Raw genomic sequence first — 19250 nt, forward strand, 5'->3', positions numbered from 1 at the left:
TTTACCTCCTTCATTGTGATGGTTTGTTGATGGAATATTGCTTGCACAGCGCGTAAAGCGCCGGAATGACAATCAAGGTCAACAGAGTTGATGACACCATGCCCCCAACCATCGGCGCGGCGATGCGGCGCATGACTTCCGAGCCGGTGCCTGTACCCCACAATATTGGCAGGAGCCCTGCCATGATCGCGGTGACGGTCATGATTTTAGGCCGCAGCCGTTCCGCCGCCCCCGTCATCAGTGCCGAATAAAGGTCGCCCTCGGTGAACGCCCGCCCTTCCGCCAGACATTGCTGCTGTTTTTCCCGATAAGCGTGATCCAGATAAATCAACATCACCACACCCGTTTCTGCGGCGACCCCCGCCAAGGCGATGAAGCCGACACCCACCGCCACGCTGATGTTGTAATCCAGCCACCACAACAGCCAGACCCCGCCGACTAAGGCGAACGGCACCGACAGCATGACGATCAGGGTTTCGGTCAAACGCCCGAAATTGAGATACAGCAAGAGGAAAATAATGCCCAAGGTGAGCGGCACCACCATTTGCAAACGCTGTTTCGCCCGTTCCATGTATTCGAACTGCCCGCTCCAGGTGATGTAATAGCCAGCAGGGAATTTGACCGCTTGTCCGACAATTTGCTTGGCATCCTGCACATAACTGCCGATGTCGCGTCCGCGCATGTCGACATAAACATAAACCGACAGCAAGGCGTTTTCGGTACGGATACCCGGCGGCCCCTTATCCAGACTTAACGCTGCCAATTGCCCTAATGGGATCATCGCCCCGCTAGGCGTTGGCACGAGGATATGTTCGGCGATGGCCTGCGGGCTGTCGCGCAGTTCACGCGGATAACGGACGCTGATGGCGAAACGTTCGCGGCCTTCCACCATCGTGCTGACGGTTTCGCCTCCGATGGCGGTGGCGATGATGTCCTGCACATCGCCCACCTGCAAACCGTAACGCGCCAACGCTTCGTAGTCTGGCGTGATGTTCAGGTAAAATCCGCCCGTGATGCGTTCGGCATAAGCGCTCGTCGTGCCTGGGACATTCTTGACGGCCTGTTCGATCTGTTGTGCCAGCCGTTCCATTTCCGCCAAATCTTTGCCGAACAGCTTGATGCCGATAGGGGTGCGGATACCCGTTGCGAGCATGTCGATGCGGTTTTTGATCGGCATCGTCCAGGCGTTGCTGACACCGGGGATTTGCAGTGCCTTATCCATCTCGGCAATCAGTTTGTCTACCGTCATGCCGGGCCGCCATTCCGATTCCGGCTTAAGGTTGACAAGGGTTTCCGACATTTCCAGCGGCGCAGGGTCGGTGGCGGTCAACGCCCGTCCGGCTTTGCCAAACACCGATTCGACTTCGGGAAAGGTCTTGATAATACGGTCTTGGGTTTGCAGCAATTCGGCGGCTTTGGTTGAAGACAACCCCGGTAAGGTCTGCGGCATGAACAGCAACGTGCCTTCATTCAGCGTCGGCATGAATTCGCCGCCTAATTGTGAGATGGGATACCAACTTGCACCCAGTATCAGTAGTGCACTTACTAACGTCAGCTTTTTGTAGCGCATGACCGCTGCAATAATAGGGCGGTACATCCAGATCAACACCCGGTTGATCGGATTTTGGTGTTCGGATGGGATTTTTCCGCGCACGAATAGCGACATCAACACTGGCACCAGCGTCACCGACAATAGCGCGGCCCCCGCCATCGCAAAGGTTTTTGTGAACGCCAGCGGGTGGAACAGCCGTCCTTCCTGGGCTTCCAGCGCAAACACCGGCAAAAAAGATACCGTGATAATGAGCAAGCTGAAAAATAGCGGCGGGCCGACTTCCTTGCAGGCATTGAGCAATATTTCGGCTCGCGGCAACCGTCCGGCATCGCGCTCCAGATGTTTGTGGACATTCTCGATCATGACGATGGCGGCATCGACCATCGCGCCGATGGCAATGGCGATACCACCCAGGCTCATGATGTTGGAGTTCATCCCCAGTGCCTGCATGACAATGAAGGCGATCAACACGCCGACCGGCAGCATCAAAATCGCCACCAACGCGCTACGCAGATGTAGCAGGAACAGCACACACACTACGGCGACCACGCCACTTTCCTCCAGCAAGGTGTGGCGCAAATTGTCGATGGCGCGATGAATCAGCTCGGAACGGTCGTAAACCGTTTGCACACTGACACCAGCAGGCAATCCGGCGGTGATTTCGCGCAAACGGTCTTTCACATGGCTGATGACTTCCAGTGCGTTCTGACCGTATCGGGCCAGCGCGATACCGGAAACCGCTTCGCCTTCGCCGTTCCACTCGGTAATGCCGCGCCGTTCGTCAGGCACCAGTTCAACCCGTGCCACATCCCGCACCAGCACCGGAATGCCGTTTTCGGCTTTCAGAACCAGCCGTTCCAAATCGGCCTGGCCGCGCAGATAGCCGCGCCCACGCACCATGTACTCGGTTTCCGCCAGCTCAATCGTCCGTCCCCCTACATCGCGGTTGCCGTTACGGATGGCGTCGCTGACCGTGCGTAAGGAAATGCCGTAAGCCTGTAGCTTATGCGGATCGACAGTGACTTGGTATTGCTGGACAAAACCGCCGATACTGGCGACTTCGGACACGCCTTTGGCTTTGGTCAATTGGTAGCGGATAAACCAGTCTTGCAGCGTCCGCAATTCCGCCAAGGTATGGTTTTTCGCCAGCAGCGCGTACTGGTATACCCAGCCAACACCGGTGGCATCCGGCCCCAATTGCGGTGCGGCACCACGCGGCAACCGTCCGCTTAGCGAAGTGAGGTACTCCAAGACCCGTGACCGCGCCCAATAAATATCGGTGCCGTCTTCGAAAATGACATAAACGAAGGATGCGCCGAAAAACGAAAAGCCGCGCACGACTTTTGAACGAGGCACGCTAAGCATCGCCGTCGTCAGCGGATAAGTGACCTGATCTTCGACCACTTGCGGGGCTTGTCCAGGGTATTCGGTGTAAACGATGACCTGTGCGTCGGAGAGGTCGGGCAGCGCGTCCAGCGGCATTTGTGATACGGCATAAATGCCGCCGATAACGATACCGAAGGTTGCCAGCAGCACCAGAAACACGTTACGCAAAGACCAGGCTATGACATGGTTCAACATGGCTAGTGGCCCTCGTGTTGGTGTGGTGCTTCAGGTGATGCTTGGACAGCGGCGGTACCATCTTTACTGAAGCCATCCAGAGCCGACTTGAGGTTGCTTTCGGCGTCGATCAGGAAATTGGCGTGGGTCACGACTTCATCACCAGTAGCCAAGCCCTCCAGCACTTCGTAGTAGCCGTCCGCTTTTTGCCCCAGTTTCACGGTACGCGGCTCGAAGCGCCCTTCGCTTTTTTGCAACAAGACAACTTGCCGGACACCGCTGTCAATAACGGCGGAATCGGGAATTGCCAGACGCCTTCCGCTTCCCTCTTGAGTTGCCAGAGTCACGCTGCCATACAGTCCCGGTTTTAATAAGCCTTCAGTATTAGGCAACTCGACACGCACTTTAACGGTACGGGTTTCCGTTGTCAGCGTCGGATAGACAAATCCGACTTTACCGTCAAATACCCGCTCTGGATAAGCGTTGATATGCACTTGCACGGCCTGCCCCGGCTTTATGCCGCCACTATCCTGCTCGAACACTTCTGCGAGTAGCCATACCGTACTCAAATCGGCGATACGGAACAGCAATTCGCCGGGCATGAAACGCATCCCTTCCACCACGGGTTTTTCCAGCACCACACCATTGACGGGTGACAACAACGGCAGCGTTTCCAGCGGTTTCCCTGTGTTCTGTAAACGCCGTATCTGTGCCGGGGCAATATCCCAATAATGTAAGCGTTGCAAAGCATTTTCAGCTAGCCTTGCCGCCGTGTCGCGGGCTTGGGTGCTGGCTTGTTGCAAGGCTTGCTTTCCCTCTTGGGCAATCAAATATTCCTGCTGGGCGGTCATTAGCTCAGGGCTGTAGATTTCCAGCAATGGCTGGCCACGTTTGACCAACTGCCCGGTCGCATTCACGATCAACCGCTGTATCCAGCCTTCAAACCGCGGAGTCACGGCATGGACACGACGTTCGTCAACTTGGATGCTGCCTAGGGCGCGTAGGCTACGGATTAACGCACGTTGGTTGACGGTTGCCGTAGTGACCCCCAGTTTTTGGATTTTTTCCGGGCTGATCTGGATTTGTCCTGCATGGGCCTGTTCGCCTTCAAAAACCGGCAGGTAGTCCATGCCCATTTCATCTTTTTTCGGTACGGGCGAGGTGTCGGCGGCGCCCATCGGATGACGGTAGTACAGGATTTTGCCAGATTTTGGCGAGGGTTCGGCTGTCGCTGGCGGTTCTGCAAAAACCGCCACATAATCCATGCCCATTTCATCTTTGGTAGGTGTAGTCGAAGTGACTTGGGGATTCATCGGATGGCGGTAATACAAGGGCTTTTTTTCACCTCCGGCGTTACTGTCCGGTTTTGTCACGTCAAGATGCGCCACCCAGAACCCTAATCCCAAACCCAGTAGCAAAATCAATAGGAATTGCAAATATCTAGTCATGGCCCAGTTCCTCGCCCACTTCGGCGGACAGTTCGGCTAACAATTGTTGGGTGCTGGTCAAGGCTTGCCAATACTGTGTTTGGTATTGGAAAAACGCCAGTTGCGTACGTAACAGGTCAGTAAAGCTGGTCTGGCTGACTTGATAGCCGGCGAGCAGGGAATTGACGGCTTGCTGGGCTTGCGGGATGATTTCATGTTCAAGCAGCAACAGCTTTTCTTTGGCATGTTGGTACTCGGCAGTTTTAGAAGCTATTTCCGATTGGATTTTATGATGTTCGTCCTGCAAGGAATACTGCTCCTGCAAGAGTTCACCCTGACGTTGGTCGACCGCTTTGGCTTGTTTGCGGTCGGCATAAATCGGCACGTTCATGCTCAACTGGACACTGGCGAAATCGCTGCGCGACTGCCCGGCCGGGGTGTTTTGCCGAACCGCATAACCTGCACCGACGGTAAAGTCAGGGTAAAAATCCTGTTTCGCCAGCTCGACCTTGGAAAGTGCGGCATCGAGCATTTTGCGGTGCTGGGCGAATAACGGGCGCATTCTTAAGGCCTTTTCCTGTAAGGCAGGCTCGGCAATAACGGGCAATTTGAATTGGGCCTCAGCGGGAATCCGCACGGACGTTTCCGGCGTACGGTCGAGCAAGGCATTGAGGCGGGCATCTTGGCTATGACGTAGGCTGACCAGTTCCAGTTTTTCGTTCTTCAAATTGGACAGTTCAAGCTGTGCCAACAGCACATCCTGTTGCGAACCTTTGCCGAATTGATATTTGGTCTGGGCAATGGTTATGAGCTGCCGATAAAAGCGTTCGGCCTCATCCAACAAGTTTACTGCGCGGTCATAATAAAACAGCCGCCACCAGCCTTGTTTTACCTCGCTTGCCAGCCGCAGCCGTGCTTCATCAACCGAATCAGAGGTAGCCAGCGCTTCCAGATCGGCAATCTTTTCCCGCAACGCCAGCTTGCCCGGAAAAGGGAGGGTTTGGCTAATGCCCACGCCCAGCATGGTCATGTCTTCTTTACGCAAATCGAAACTGCTGGTTGGCACGTTCAACATTTCAAAACTGACTGTCGGGTCAGGCAAGGCGCCGGCTTGTGCAGGGACGGTGGCCATCGCCTCGGCACGCGCCTTTATTTCCGCCAGGCCAGGATTCCCTGCCAAAGCACGCGCTATCGCCAAGTCGAGTGTCAGGATAGGGGCAGAGGGTTGGGTTTCTGCTAGTGCGGGAGTCCAAGCCACACCCATGGTGCCAGTTGAACTATGAAAAACGAAGCCGGGCGAAAAGAGTGCCAGCCCAATCGTTACCGCCGCCCACGCTGGCGTTGCGCGGCGCAGCAGCCGCGTAGAAATAATAAAATACATGGTATGCCTCTCAAATCGGAACAAACAGGCTCCGCAGGTCGCAGAACCACAGCACGCCAAACCAGTTAATGGTGCGGCGGATTTCGATTTTCGGGTAGGCTAGTTCAGCAGGGTGCAGAACCAGTAGATAAGCCGGATTCGGCGGCCGGACGGTGGGTGGTCAGGTTGATGGGGGACTTTCGTGGGGGGATAGTTGAGGAATAACTGATGTTACGCACCCCATCCCAAAAAGAGTATCATTGACGGATGGAAAAAGAAAAAATAGAACTCTACACAGACTACCTGATCTGCAATCAAGGCTTTGCAACGGCGACGGGCTTGTCGGCGATGCATGTTATTATGAGCTTCATCTAATGGACGGCAGGAACCCAGAAAATCAGTACCAAAATGTGTTACCCATGTCCCCGAACATGTGTTACCTATGTCCCACGTCCATACACCCATCAGGGGAGGGGGATAGATTCCATTGCAACTTGTTGTTTTTACTTAATTAAAATACTAATCCAATATCTAATGGCTAAGTTGCTTATTCTAATATTAAAAACTTGATGATCGAGTTTTAGGTTTAGCCCCGGCCAGAAACCTTTATTTCAAGTATCTTAACCCTGCAAGACTTCCCGTTTTGTGTGGCGTTTCTCCGTGCCTTGCGGTTTTCTTTGGATAAATGGGCATTAACCAAAAACTACGGCTTTCAACAGGGTTAGGTTTTGCCTTATAATTATAGGCCTTAGGCTATCGGCAACGGCGAGTGGTTCTGAAAAATAAACTTGCCCATGACTTCAAACCCTCATAACTTTACGTTATGCTGGCAGACCCTTTGCCCCTTCCCTTTATTAATCCTTTAGTATAATGTCCGAACCCGATAACGAATCTATCCTTTTAGCGTATTTAACCGAAGTGCGCGGCAACGGTATGGCGGCCAGAGTCACCGAAGCATACACCAACAGTAAGCCGTTAATTAGCATTGGCGATGAAACGATGCTGGCCGCCCATGTCGGCTCTTATGTGGTGATCCGTCAGGAAGAGATTGCGGTGATGGCGTTGGTGTTTAAGATTTGGGAGCAAGACCGTTATAGCGACCGTAATGTGCGTTTGGTCGACCGCTATATTTCGCTGATTCCGGTCGGTGAAATTGGCACGGACGGCACGTTTATCCGGGGGATGCGCCATTACCCTACCCCTGGGGCGGGGGTGTATGCGGTGGGGATGAAAGAAATCAACGCGATTTTTTCGCGCTTTAGGGCTTACGAGTTTTACATCGGCCAGCTCTCCACCCATAAGGAATACCAAATCAGCCTGGACCCTAGGGCATTTTTTGGCCGCCATTTCGCCATTTTGGGGCAATCCGGTTCGGGTAAGTCGTGGACGGTCGCCAGTTTGATCCAAAGCACCATTAAGGCGATGCCCAACAGCCACATGATTATGCTCGACCTGCACGGCGAGTATGCGTGGAAAACCCCCGGCGGCTTGGTCAAGTCGGCGTTTCCTAGCCATCAGGTCAATTATGTCGAGGCCACGGAAATGGAGATGCCGTATTGGATTATGAGCTACGCCGAGCTGGTGGATTTGTTTGTCGACCGCGACGACAAAAATGCCTCGATGCAAATGTCGTATATGCGTGAGGTGATCCAAGTGCTTAAGCGCAAGGAAGGCCAGCGCATCGGTTTGCCGACGGTGTCGGTGGATACGCCGATTTATTTCTCGTTGGCGGAAATGTATATGCACTTTAAGTCCGCGAATGAGGAGCGGCGTGATTTCGGTAAGGTGCAGGGGGCGTTGTTCGGGGTGTTCGACGAATTTTTGATCCGAATGCAAAGCCGCTTTAACGATGTCCGTTATGACTTTTTGCTCAAGCCGAAAATCCGCAACACCTCGGAAAGCATGGCGGGCTTGTTGCGCAAGTTTGTCGGCTTGGGCGAGCATAAGGCCAATATTAACATTGTCGATTTAAGTTCGGTGCCGACCGACATCCGTCCGGCCATTTCCGCGCAAGTCGGGCGGCTGGTCTATGAATTTAACTATTGGAACCCGCAACGCCGGGATTTCCCCATTACGCTGATTTGCGAAGAGGCCCATGCGTATATCCCTAGGGAAAAAGGCGGCCAATTTGACGGCACGAAACGGATGATGGAGCGCATCGCCAAAGAAGGCCGGAAATACGGGGTGTCCATCGGCGTGGTCAGCCAACGGCCTACCGAGTTGTCGGAAACCATGCTGGCGCAATGCAGTTCGTTTATTTGTCTGCGCACCTCCAACCCTGACGACCAGGCTTATATTAAGCGGCTGATGCCGGAGGCGGAGGGCGATATGGCCGATGTGCTCAGTTCTTTAGGCCGGGGCGAAGCCTTGGTGCTGGGCGAGGCCGCGCCGTTGCCGACCCGTGTGCAAATCTACCGCCCCAATCCTGAGCCGAAGAGTAACGACGTGGATTATTATGAAAGCTGGCGCGGTGGGGCGCATGATTTGGATATGGATGAGATTATCCACTTATGGCGGACGCAGACGCGTAAAAGCAAGTAAATGGCTTGCCGTTTGTGTTAAGCACACTTGTTGGCCTTTGCTCGGCGAAGGCTATTGATGGGCTCCCTGTGCTTTTGTGGTAAGCCGTGTATGTGGTTATAAACGGCTGTGTCGACAAGACCTTAGGGTTAATTGGCGGGAAAATAATAACGGGGCGGTTAAGCGGGCAAAACCATAATAAAATTAGCAAATTCCCCCTAGCATTTGGCCGATAATCTGCTACAGTGAGCCTCTTTTGTACCATTTTGCGACACCGCCATGACTGCCACTTCTACTTTTTACCAAGCCGCGCAACAATTGATTGCGGCGGGTTGTTTTATTGACGGCAAAGGCTGGGTACCCGCCACCAGCGGTAACTTTTCCGCCCGCTTGGCCGACGGTTCCATTGCCATTACCGTATCCGGTAAGCATAAGGGCTATTTGCAGGTCGATGACATTATGTTGATTGATAGTGAGGCGAATTCCTTGGACGGCAAAAAGCCGTCGGCGGAAACCGGCCTGCATACGGCTTTGTACCGCCGCTTCCCTGACATCCATGCCGTGCTGCACCCGCACCCGTTGAATGCGGTGTTGGTGTCTAGGCTGTTTGGTGATGAGATTGTCTTGGAAAACTATGAGTTGCTGAAAGCGTTCCGGGGCATTACTACCCATGCCAGCCGTGTGGTCATCCCTATTTTTGCCAACGACCAAGACATTTCCCGCCTCGCCGCCCAAGCAGATGCCTATTTGGATGCCCATCCCGATTGCCAAGCTTACATCATTGCCGGACACGGTTTGTATGTGTGGGGGGTCGATGTCAACGAAGCCCTGCGCTATTTGGAGGCGGTGGATTTTTTGTTGGCTTGTGAGTTGGCGTTGCGTTTGCATCGGGCGGTTTGAGGGGGGGCAATTGATCGCGGCAAACGCTATATACGGCTATTTTCTGTCTTTATTTGATGGGGGTTACTATGACAACGGCAAAACTTTTCCAAAATGGCCGCTCGCAAGCGGTGCGCTTACCTAAAGAATTTAGGTTGCCGGGTTCGCTGGTCAAAATTTCTAGGGACGGTGATAAAATCATTTTAGAGCCTTTGGAAAATGCGTGGACGCAATGGTTTTCAAGCATGACAGAATTTTCTGATGATTTTATGACCGAAGGCCGGCAGCAACCAGAATCAGCCCAAGAACGGAATTGGGAGGGGTTGGGGTGATCCGATACTTACTGGACACTAACATTTGTATTTATCTGATAAAAAAACATCCGCCAGAAGTATTGGCCAGATTCCAAGAGATTCGGCTTGAGCAATTATATATCCCTACGGTCACTGTTTTTGAGCTGTATTACGGGATTGAAAAAAATAATTCCCAGCAACGTAATCTAGCGGCTTTAGAGCATTTTATCGCCCCGTTGACGGTTATGGGCTTTAGTCTTGACGCGGCTAAAAAAGCGGCCAAAATTCGTAGTGACCTGCAAAAACAAGGTACGCCGATTGGGGCTTATGATATACAGATTGCCGCTATTGCCTGCGCATCCGATATGACATTATTAACCAATAATACGGGCGAGTTCGCACGGGTTAAGGGCTTAAAATTGGTAAATTGGGTGGATAATTAAGGGACGGGCAGAAATAATTTGGGATTCATCTGGCAAGCCTTAGGTCATTGTAGGTATGTTGCTAGGCAACCTCTACGGACATTCGCCTAGCCTTTAAAAAAATAATACTAGCTAACGCTTTACCCCATAGGACGACATGCTATGAGTTTATTGACCATTTCCCCTGAACATCAGCCCGACCAAGGCTTGCGTTACGCTGAGTTTGCCGACATCAGCGCCCAACTGCAAGCCATTGGCGTGGTGTTTGAACGCTGGGAAGCCAGTTACCAATTTGCCGCCGATGCCGATCAGGCCACGGTGTTGGCGGCTTACGCCGAGCCTATCGCGCGTTTGCAAAACCAGTATGGTTTCCGTTCGGTCGATGTCATCAGCCTGACCGCCGCGCACCCCGATAAGGTGGCCTTACGGCAAAAATTCTTGGCTGAGCATACCCATGACGATTTCGAGGTGCGGTTTTTTGTCGAGGGCTGCGGCTTGTTCTATCTGCATGTGGGCGATAAGGTTTATAGCGTGTTGTGCTGCCAGGGCGATTTAATTAGCGTCCCCGCCCATACCCGCCATTGGTTTGATTTGGGCGCGGAGCCGCAGTTAAAGGCGATCCGCCTGTTCACCACCCCCGACGGCTGGGTCGCCACTTTTACCGGCAGCGACATCGGCGCGGGGTATCCTACTTTAGACCAAACGCTGGCCGGCTTGTCATGATTAAGGCGATTATCACCGATATAGAAGGCACCACCTCGTCGCTGGCATTTGTGCAGGCGGTGCTGTTTCCTTACGCCCGGCGGCACTTGGCCGAGTTTGTCCGTAGCCACGCCGATGACCCGGCGGTACAAGGGTTGTTGGCGGACACCGCTGCGGCGGCGGGGCAGGCCTTGGACACGGAAGCGGCGATCGGGCAATTGCTGGCTTGGGCGGATGCCGACCAAAAAATCACCCCGTTAAAGGCGTTGCAAGGGCTGATTTGGGAGGCGGGTTATCGGCAGGGCGATTTTTACGGGCATGTTTATGCCGATGCCGCCACGCAGCTGCAACACTGGCGGCAACAGGGGCTGGCTTTATATGTCTATTCGTCCGGTTCTGTCCATGCGCAAAAATTGCTGTTCGCCCATACCGAATACGGCGATTTGACCCCGCTGTTCAGCGGTTATTTCGATACCCTGGTCGGTGCGAAACGCGAGGTGGCGGCTTACCAAAACATTGTTGCCCAGCTGCCTTTTCTGCCGAGTGAGCTGTTGTTTTTATCCGACATTAAGGAAGAGTTGGACGCGGCGCAGGCGGCGGGTTTGCAGACCGTGTGGCTAAAGCGTGACGGCGGTTTGGACGGTACAGGCCTACATCGGCAAGTTGGCAGCTTTGCCGAAATTAGCGGGGCAATGTTGGCGGGTTGAAGGGCGTTTACCGCCAATGGCCATGCCAGCCGCCCCAGCGGCGATAACCATAGCCACCCCACGGACGGACGTAGCCGGGACGGACGACAACGGCGGGCGGGGCATAATAAGGCCGCACCACTGCCACCGGACGCGGGGCGACATAGGCCGGATACACCGCACAGGCGTTTAAGCTAGCCGCTAAAGGGATTAATAAGATTAACAAGGCTTTTTTGGGGCTTAATAAGGTCATGACAGGCTCCTGGTTAAAGCAGGTGGTTATACTCTGATCGGTCAAGTTTTCGGTTTCTGGAGTGCGGTCATCTTGACCGCAACTAGCGGGCAGGATGCCCGCGCTCCCTCCCACTAAAAACCGAAAACTTGGCCGTTCACAGTATATGTGCGGGTATGATAAGCCGTTATTGCTGAATAAGGGCTGAATTTTAAAATTTTGATAGGCAGTTCGCCGATTTTTTAGGTTTGGGCGGGCAAAAAAACGCGGGGCCTAACGGACGGCAAGCGTTTAAAGCCACTCTAATCCTTAAGTAAGCGAGGGTGGACGCGCTACACTATCGCTGTTACAATGCAAAAGATGCGTGGCAATACAATATGTTCTTGTTGATGGGCGGCAGCTTAGGTACAGCGGGCAAGTCGCTTGGGCTGGCATGGGCATAACGGGCAATAGCCCGCGTCGTGGGTGGTTTTGCTAAAGTTACCACCGCAGGCGGGATGGTTAACCTTAAACCTATCGCAGCCTTACCTGGTTTGGGCATAAACCTTTAAAGGCAGCTTAAAGGTTTATGCCAGTAAAAACGCGGCCTTAATAAAGCGGCCCGTGCTTGTCAAATGCTGTTAACATCCCTTTTTAGCAATGTGTTTTCCCTGGTACACTAACATGAACAATCAAACTGTTGAGACACAACCTACCGAGCAGGCCAAAGTCACTGGCAGACGGCGCTTTTTGCAAAAAGCCGGGGCTATCAGCCCTGTGCTGTTGACGTTTACCAGCCCGACCGCTTTTGCCAATGCCCCGGCTTTGTGTATGTCGCAAACCATATCGGGCAATACTTCCCCTACGGTGGTCGGTAGCTGTAAGATGGGCACTTACAACCCGACCATGCTGAGCGCCGTCTTTTCCGGCGGTGGGGCCTTTGGCTCCATCAACGGCTCTACGCAGGTTAAAACGCTGTTTGGCGGTACCGATACCACCACCTTGCTGACGGCGATGGGGACTACCAGAAAGGCCATTTATATTACCGCCTATATCAACAGCATAACCCCGGCCATCAGCAACAAATATCCCCGGACAACGGCACAAGTGGTCACTATGTACAACGGCAACCCCGCGCCGTTTGCCGACGATGCCAGCGCCCAGTATTACTTTACCCATTCGACCTTCCCTTAACCGGGCCACCGCCGCGTGGTTCAGGACTATACGGTCGGCCTACCCGAAGACGGCAGCGTTTTGTGCCGTTTTTGGGGCGACGAATGTGTCGCCTACCATGACCTTATCGGCGCAACCCATTTAATCGCCGACGCGGGCGCGGTGCTGTTTAAGGCCGTTAGCGCCCACCCCATGAACCGTGCGCAATTGCTGGCCGAACTCAGCGCCGCTTTTGAGTTCCCCGATGATTTTGTGGTGGCGGACTTTTTCGACACCTTGGTCAGCAATTACCAACACCTCGGCCTCTTGGCAGTGACGCAACACCCTTAAACTGTGAATTTATCCGCACTATCAACAGCAGCGGTGCATCAGGCACTGACCGGGAACGGTTTAGCCTTGCGCATCGGCGCGTTTAACGTCAGCGTGGTTTCGCCCATCGCCAGCGTCGCCGAACATATCCTTTGCCTGTATCCCGATTTTGCCGTTGTCGAAGCCGGGCAGTTTATTGATTTTCATGTCGGACTCACAGCCCCTTGGTCGCCGCGCCGTTATTGGCACCCGCAGGTAAATTTTAGTTTTGACGGCCACCGCCCTTTTAAGCCCTTGCCCTACGCCCAAGCGGCGGCGTTTTTTGAGTGGGGGCTGAACTGGTGCATCGCCAGCCAATCCAACCAATACCTTATCATCCATGCCGCTGTCGTCGAACACAACGGCCAGGCCTTTATTCTGCCCGGCAGCCCCGGCAGCGGCAAAAGCACCCTGTGTGCCGCCTTGGTGTGCCGGGGCTGGCGGCTGTTGTCGGATGAAATGGCGTTGCTGAGCATGGCCGACGGCCTGATTTACCCCGCCCCGCGTCCGGTCAGCTTAAAAAACCAGTCGCTGGACGTGATCCGCGCCTTTTCTGCCGAGGCGGTCATCGGCCCCATCGTCAACGACACCTTAAAAGGCACGGTCGGCCATTTGCGCCCGCCCGCCGCCAGCGTCGCCGCCAGCGCCTACCCGGCGCGGGCGGCGCAGATCATTTTCCCCAAATACTATGTCGGCTCCACAACCGTGCTGGAGCCGTTGTCCAAAGCCCGCACCTTGTTGGAATTGGCGGAACATTGCTTTAATTATTCGGCCTTAGGCAAACTGGGTTTTGCCGCCTTGGGGGATTTGTGCGACGTTTGCGCTTGCCACCAATTCCAATACAGTGACTTGGAAGAGGCCATCGCCCTGTTTACCCGCCTAGCCACGCCCAGCCCATGACCTTGCCCTTGTTAACCCGCGTTTATAGTAACCCCCAGGCGGCACTCGGCTTGGCGTTGCCGGACTGGAGCCTGCTCATCCGCCAAGCCCGCAACGCCAATATGCTGGCGCGGCTGGGCTATGTGTTGGCGGCGGTGGCCGTGCCTGCCCCGGCTTTGGTGCATATCCAATCCCAACTGACCTTTGCCCGCCGCTTTAGCAGTTCGCTGCAATGGGAAATCGACTGCATCGCCACGGCCTTGCAGCCTTTGGGTATCCCCTTGGTTTTGCTCAAAGGCGCGGCCTACCATGCGGCGGGTAACACGGCGGCGCAAGGGCGGATTTTTTCCGATGTGGATATTTTAGTCCCTGAAGCCGAGTTGGCGCAGGTCGAGTTGGCACTGATACGCGCGGGTTGGTCGTCCGGCCCTATTGACGCTTACGACCAAAAATACTACCGCCAATGGATGCACGAAATCCCGCCCATGCAACATATCAAGCGGCAAACGTCGATTGATGTCCACCATAATATCCTGCCGAAAACCTGCCGGTTTTGCCCCGATGCCGCCAAGCTGCTCGCCCGCGCCGTCCCTACTCCGGGCGGCTATTGGGTACTGGCTCCGGAAGACCGGGTTATCCACAGCGCCGCGCATTTGTTTTTGGGCGGCGAATTTAACCACGGTTTCCGCGACTTGACCGACTTGGATTTGCTGCTGAAAGAGTTCTCCGCCCAGCCCGGTTTTTGGGAAGTTCTGCTCAGCCGCGCCGCCGAGCTTAAGCAGACCTTGGCGGTCAGTTTGGCGTTGCGCTATACCGGAAAAATCCTCCACACGCCTATTCCTGCCGCCATTCTTGAGCAGGCAAATTTGGCCTTAAGCCCCGTGCGTTGGTGGTTGTTCGACGCGCTGTTTCTCAGTGCCTTGCAGCCCGACCACCACAGTTGCCGCACCGCGTGGAGCAACTGCGCGGAAGCCGCGCTGTTTATGCGTTCGCATTGGCTGAAAATGCCGCTGCACTTGTTGGTGCCGCATTTGTTGCGCAAGAGCTTGAAGCCGCTGGAGGTGTTGTGGGAGCCGAAGGAGTAGGGGATTGGGTGTTTCGCCCTGTTTTAGCCATTGGCTCCGTTTAAATGCTTAAGTCGGCATTGTTTGCCGAATCAGCACGCGGATTTGTGAAAAATCGCCTTAGTGGTTGGAAATGCTGACTAAAAAGCTAGGAAAAGCATTCCGGCGGCTAAGGTAAAGTGTCTTTTTTATCAATAGCTTGTATTATCTGCATGGCGATGTGTGGAATAGTGATGTTTATTTTAGGTAATCGTTAATTTTATTCGCTCTCTGATTTTGCTTAAATGCTGTCCAAGGTTGCGGTCTTTTGCAACCTAAACTGCGTCGCCCTGATGAAGCCGTTCAGGGCAGAGCGCCGCACCGGCTCCATCATAATAATAGCCCGCCGTGCGTCTGAGAGATGATATAACCTGAGAGAAGCCCCTATGAAACCTTCCTTAACCTGTTTGTTTGCCGCTGTTGCCATGGTCTGTAGCTCCCTGGCTTATGGCGGTTCCGTGCGCATCAGCGCCGCCGAGTTTGTCAAAGATCCCGCCAAAGTCGCGGCCTTACAAAAGGCGGTCGCGGCGATGAAAGCCAATAACAGCGCCGACCCGACCAGCACCGCCTACCGCGCCAGTTGGCAATACTGGGCGAACACCCACGGCTATCTGGGCCTGGGCACTAATTCGTCGGGTGTTGTGGCGACGTATGTGCCGACCCAAATCGCCAACCGTTGCGGCGGCAACCAAACCTGCGCCAGCTATTACAGCCATCTGACGGATACCCCTGTGCCCGCTGACGGTTTTACCGATGCTATCTGGGGGACTTGCCAGCATGGCAACCTGAACTTTTTGCCTTGGCATCGCCTTTACCTGCATTTTTATGAGCGGATGTTGCGCAAACAGTCCGGTACGGACGACTTTAACCTGCCGTATTGGGATTACTACCAAGAAACGGGCGAACACGATGTCGGTGTCGCGTTACCTGAGTTGGTGCGTGGCAAGTCAACCGGGCCGCTGTATGACGAGTTCCGCACACCCGGCCTGAACGACTATAAAACCGCCATTCCCGCCAATACCGCCAGTGCGGAACAAGCTTTTGATTTTACCGACTTTACCCCTTTTTCCAATCAGCTCCAAAACCAACCGCATGGGGCGATGCACTGCGGCACGGGCTTTGGCTGTAGGGCGCCCGATATGGGTTTGGTGCCGTTGGCGGGCTTAGATCCGGTATTTTATATGCACCACGCCAATATCGACCGCTTCTGGCAATGCTGGCTGAACCGTCAAGCGGGTGGCCAAACCATTGATTTGGCGTGGGCGAAAAAGAATCTGGGGATGCCTGACAGTTGGTATGATACTAAGTACCAGTTTGTCGATGAAAACGGCCAGCCTGTCACGGTGACGATTGCCGATGTCTTTACGCCGGGGAAAATCGACACCCATTATAGCCAAGAAAACAATTGTCAAACGTCTATGCCGAAAGCCACCCCGCCGCTGACCGCCGCCGCCAAATCCGCCGCCAGCTTTAAGTTGACCGCCCCGCTGGCCAGCACCGAAGCCACCGTGTTAACCGGAAAAGTTGTCAAACGTGGCCTAAAAGCGTTGGGCAATATGAATTTATTGGCCGCCAATGCGAAAACCGCTGGGGTTAAGGCCGGTCATGCCTTGTTGGTGATTGAGAATGTTAATGCCAAAACCCTGCCCGGCGTGACTTATGAGATTTATCTGAGCAATAAAAAGTCTCCCGACCGCAAGGTGTATATTGCCACCTTCAACTATTTTGGCCTGTTTGATTCCGCCCACCCGCACGGCGACGCGGCCGCGAATATCGGCACGTTGAAATATGATGTCCAAAGTGAGTTGGAGGCGTTGGGGTTAACTTCCGCCGCCGATTTGGAAGTGCAGTTTGTGCCTAGCGAAGCCGCTACCGCGCCGGAACAAGGTGCGGCGGGTGAGGTGACGGTCGGCAATATTTTGCTGCTTAACGTTGATCCGGCTAAATAAAACGGTGCCGCCGCTCAGGCTTAGTTGAGCTGGCGTTGCTGAAGGTATTTTTTTCGTGCAGGGCGCGGAGTTTACTGGGCAATAGCCCGGCAGGCTTCGCGCCCTGTATGGTTTTAGTGGTGTGGGTTGGGATAAGCCTGGAGTTTAAACTCGATCATCAAGTTTTTCATAAAGCCCGCCCTGAATAGGGTAGGGAGTTTGTTAAAAACACACGCGTGTAGGGTAAGACGGCTCCCTCCCCTGATGGGGAGGGCTGGGGTGGGGAGAATAAAATCAATGACTTATGCTTATGGCTAAGCGATTTTAATCAGACTCGTTCCCACGCGCTGTGTGGGAAGGAGAGAACATTCGTGAATTAAACCCCACCCCCGCCCTCCCCTTGGCAGGGGAGGGAGCTTATGGCTTCTCCGTCGAACAGGCGAAAATGGGAGGAAAAAGCCCCTCCCCCTGCCAAGGGGGAGCCCTTCGGCTTCGCTCAGGAGGGAGGGGGTTGCCGTACTATCGCCAGTACAGCAGATGGTCACTTACTCCGTATACAACTCCAACTCCGAACGCACTTTTGCAGGCGGCTTCAAATCAATCTTCACTTCTTCGCCCGCATGTACCTTACGCAAGCCCTCAAGCAAAATCTTGTCGTCATCTTTCAAGCCGTCTTTAATAATAAACAAATGCGGCAAATCGACTTCAACCGTGACCAGCCGTTGCTCCAGCTTGCCTTCGCTGTTAATCACATACACATAGGTCTTATCCATCACCTGAAAGGTCGCTTTTTGCGGAATCAGCAAGGCATTTTTATAAGGCTTAACCATCAAAATAGTCCCCGTCTCCCCATGGCGCAGGGTGCGGTCAGGATTAGGGAAGGTCGCGCGGAACTCGATATTCCCCGCCGTATTATCAAAATCCGCCTCAATCGTTTCAATCACCCCGGGCTGGTTAAACACTGCGCCGTTCGCCATCCGCAACTGCACTTGCTTAGTACGTTCATCCCCCGAATTATGGGTTTTATATTCCAAATACTCCGCCTCCGGCACGTTGAAATACACCCATAACTTGCTGATGTCCGATAAGGTGGTCAACAAAGACCCCTCATCCAGCAAACTGCCGTTTCGGGCTGCTAAATGGTCCATAATGCCGTCAAACGGCGCGTTAATATTGGTAAAACCCAAGTGAGTTTCCGCCATCGTCACCTCGGCATTGGCCTTATCCAACTTCGCTTTCGCCAACGCCAATTCATTGGCCGACACGATGTTTTTATCCGCCAAGCCCTTGGTGTTCAGGTATTCGATATTCATGTTATTGGCTTCGGCTTTCGCCTTTAACAACTCCGCTTGGTAGATATTGGGCATAATCTTGAACATCGCCTGCCCCTTATGCACCCATTGGCCTTCATCGACAAAAATGTCCTGCAAATACCCCCTCTCCAACGCCCGAATCTCGATATGCCGAATCGCATGGATCTGGCACACATATTCTTTCGTCACAAAGGTATCCTCACGGAACGGTGTAGTGGCCTCCAATACCGGGGCGGCCTCCGGTTTTTCAGGTTCTTCTGGATGGCAAGCGCTTAACAACGTCGCAACCAAGGCCAGAATGACAGATGCTTTAGTAATCATATTTAGGGTGGCTTAAGTGAATAAGACAAAAAGGACGTAACCGACAGACCCAGCCCATCGGTTAACGGTGGCTAAAGAGGCCTATCCAATAATCATGCCATTTTGTCGCGCCCATACAGGCGGGTGGGATTTGCCGCGTATTTCGGCGCGGTAAATTCGGGGGGATTAACTTTTAAAAAAGGCTATTGCTTTTTAAAGCTTTATAAAATCAATTGCTTGCTATTAAACCGTAAAATAATTACGTTTTTTGGTGCGGCGGGCGTAGAAAGATCAATCACTTAGTTTTTATAAGGCAGTTACCCGGAAAATCCTACGGGTTTGAAAATAACAAAAACCTTACTTTATTCTGCCTCGGCTGAAATGCCCAATAGGTCGGTTTAGGATTTGGTTTAAATGAACCAGCTTGCACCTATCAATTGATGATCAAGTTTTTCATAAAATCCACCCCGAATAATATTACAGACGCTGGTTCCCAAGCTCCGGCTTGGGAACCAGCACAACATTTTTATCTCTGACTTGCCGTGAGCGAAGACCCGTTCCCTGAGCGAAGCCGAAGGGTACGGGTCTTCGCCC

General features: G+C 53.6%; 16 protein-coding genes. 11 read left to right on the forward strand and 5 right to left on the reverse strand.

Annotation, left to right across the window (positions count from 1 at the left end):
• Positions 1 to 10: 10 nt before the first annotated feature.
• Genes CEK71_RS20285 through CEK71_RS20295 form a run of 3 tightly spaced genes read right to left on the reverse strand, consistent with a single transcriptional unit; the run spans position 11 to position 5920 of the window.
• Positions 11 to 3133, reverse strand: coding sequence for an efflux RND transporter permease subunit (locus CEK71_RS20285; protein WP_088621080.1), 3123 nt, complete (start codon positions 3131 to 3133; stop codon positions 11 to 13).
• A gap of 2 nt (positions 3134 to 3135) precedes the next feature.
• Positions 3136 to 4560: an efflux RND transporter periplasmic adaptor subunit gene (locus CEK71_RS20290; RefSeq protein ID WP_088621081.1), complete on the reverse strand. Its 1425-nt coding sequence runs from the start codon at positions 4558 to 4560 to the stop codon at positions 3136 to 3138.
• The gene (locus tag CEK71_RS20295; RefSeq protein ID WP_088621082.1) at positions 4553 to 5920 is read right to left on the reverse strand and encodes a TolC family protein; all 1368 of its coding nucleotides are present in this window, start codon (positions 5918 to 5920) and stop codon (positions 4553 to 4555) included. The genes CEK71_RS20290 and CEK71_RS20295 overlap by 8 nt, the downstream gene beginning before the upstream one ends.
• An 849-nt stretch (positions 5921 to 6769) precedes the next feature.
• On the opposite strand from CEK71_RS20295, the gene CEK71_RS20300 reads away from it, so the two are divergent.
• The 6 genes from CEK71_RS20300 (at position 6770) to mtnC (ending at position 11422) form a co-directional block, all read left to right on the forward strand.
• Positions 6770 to 8440: an ATP-binding protein gene (locus CEK71_RS20300; RefSeq protein ID WP_088621083.1), complete on the forward strand. Its 1671-nt coding sequence runs from the start codon at positions 6770 to 6772 to the stop codon at positions 8438 to 8440.
• 258 nt (positions 8441 to 8698) lie between these two features.
• The gene (locus CEK71_RS20305; RefSeq protein ID WP_088621084.1) at positions 8699 to 9319 is read left to right on the forward strand and encodes a methylthioribulose 1-phosphate dehydratase; all 621 of its coding nucleotides are present in this window, start codon (positions 8699 to 8701) and stop codon (positions 9317 to 9319) included.
• A gap of 68 nt (positions 9320 to 9387) precedes the next feature.
• Entirely contained in the window at positions 9388 to 9630 is a 243-nt protein-coding gene (vapB, locus tag CEK71_RS20310) for a type II toxin-antitoxin system antitoxin VapB (RefSeq protein ID WP_088621713.1), read from the forward strand.
• Positions 9627 to 10034 carry a type II toxin-antitoxin system tRNA(fMet)-specific endonuclease VapC gene (gene vapC / locus CEK71_RS20315; protein ID WP_232463703.1) on the forward strand — a complete coding sequence of 136 codons (408 nt, stop codon included), beginning with the start codon at positions 9627 to 9629 and terminating at the stop codon, positions 10032 to 10034. The genes vapB and vapC overlap by 4 nt, the downstream gene beginning before the upstream one ends.
• A 141-nt stretch (positions 10035 to 10175) precedes the next feature.
• Positions 10176 to 10736, forward strand: a complete 561-nt coding sequence (locus tag CEK71_RS20320) for a 1,2-dihydroxy-3-keto-5-methylthiopentene dioxygenase (RefSeq protein ID WP_088621085.1) — start codon at positions 10176 to 10178, stop codon at positions 10734 to 10736.
• Entirely contained in the window at positions 10733 to 11422 is a 690-nt protein-coding gene (gene mtnC, locus CEK71_RS20325) for an acireductone synthase (RefSeq protein WP_088621086.1), read from the forward strand. Before CEK71_RS20320 ends, mtnC begins: the two co-directional genes overlap by 4 nt.
• 7 nt (positions 11423 to 11429) lie before the next feature.
• On the opposite strand, the gene CEK71_RS20330 is transcribed toward mtnC, so the two are convergent.
• Positions 11430 to 11654 (reverse strand): hypothetical protein, encoded by a 225-nt coding sequence (locus tag CEK71_RS20330; RefSeq protein ID WP_088621087.1) that lies wholly within the window; start codon positions 11652 to 11654, stop codon positions 11430 to 11432.
• Between the two features lie 642 nt (positions 11655 to 12296).
• Here CEK71_RS20330 and CEK71_RS20335 point away from each other — a divergent pair.
• The 5 genes from CEK71_RS20335 (at position 12297) to CEK71_RS20355 (ending at position 17064) form a co-directional block, all read left to right on the forward strand.
• On the forward strand, positions 12297 to 12806 hold the full coding sequence (locus CEK71_RS20335) for a hypothetical protein (protein WP_088621088.1): 510 nt from the start codon (positions 12297 to 12299) through the stop codon (positions 12804 to 12806).
• Between the two features lie 15 nt (positions 12807 to 12821).
• Positions 12822 to 13115, forward strand: a complete 294-nt coding sequence (locus CEK71_RS20340; RefSeq protein ID WP_088621089.1) for an HPr-rel-A system PqqD family peptide chaperone — start codon at positions 12822 to 12824, stop codon at positions 13113 to 13115.
• 3 nt (positions 13116 to 13118) lie between these two features.
• Complete coding sequence (locus tag CEK71_RS20345) at positions 13119 to 14033, forward strand: HprK-related kinase A (RefSeq protein ID WP_088621090.1); 915 nt, start codon at positions 13119 to 13121, stop codon at positions 14031 to 14033.
• Complete coding sequence (locus CEK71_RS20350) at positions 14030 to 15097, forward strand: nucleotidyltransferase domain-containing protein (protein ID WP_088621091.1); 1068 nt, start codon at positions 14030 to 14032, stop codon at positions 15095 to 15097. The genes CEK71_RS20345 and CEK71_RS20350 overlap by 4 nt, the downstream gene beginning before the upstream one ends.
• Before the next feature lie 404 nt (positions 15098 to 15501).
• On the forward strand, positions 15502 to 17064 hold the full coding sequence (locus tag CEK71_RS20355; RefSeq protein ID WP_088621092.1) for a tyrosinase family protein: 1563 nt from the start codon (positions 15502 to 15504) through the stop codon (positions 17062 to 17064).
• Positions 17065 to 17588: 524 nt separating this feature from the next.
• Here the strand turns inward: CEK71_RS20355 and CEK71_RS20360 are convergent.
• Positions 17589 to 18677 (reverse strand): efflux RND transporter periplasmic adaptor subunit, encoded by a 1089-nt coding sequence (locus CEK71_RS20360; protein ID WP_088621093.1) that lies wholly within the window; start codon positions 18675 to 18677, stop codon positions 17589 to 17591.
• Positions 18678 to 19250: the final 573 nt, after the last annotated feature.

The sequence above is a fragment of the Methylovulum psychrotolerans genome (assembly GCF_002209385.1).
GTDB lineage: Bacteria > Pseudomonadota > Gammaproteobacteria > Methylococcales > Methylomonadaceae > Methylovulum > Methylovulum psychrotolerans.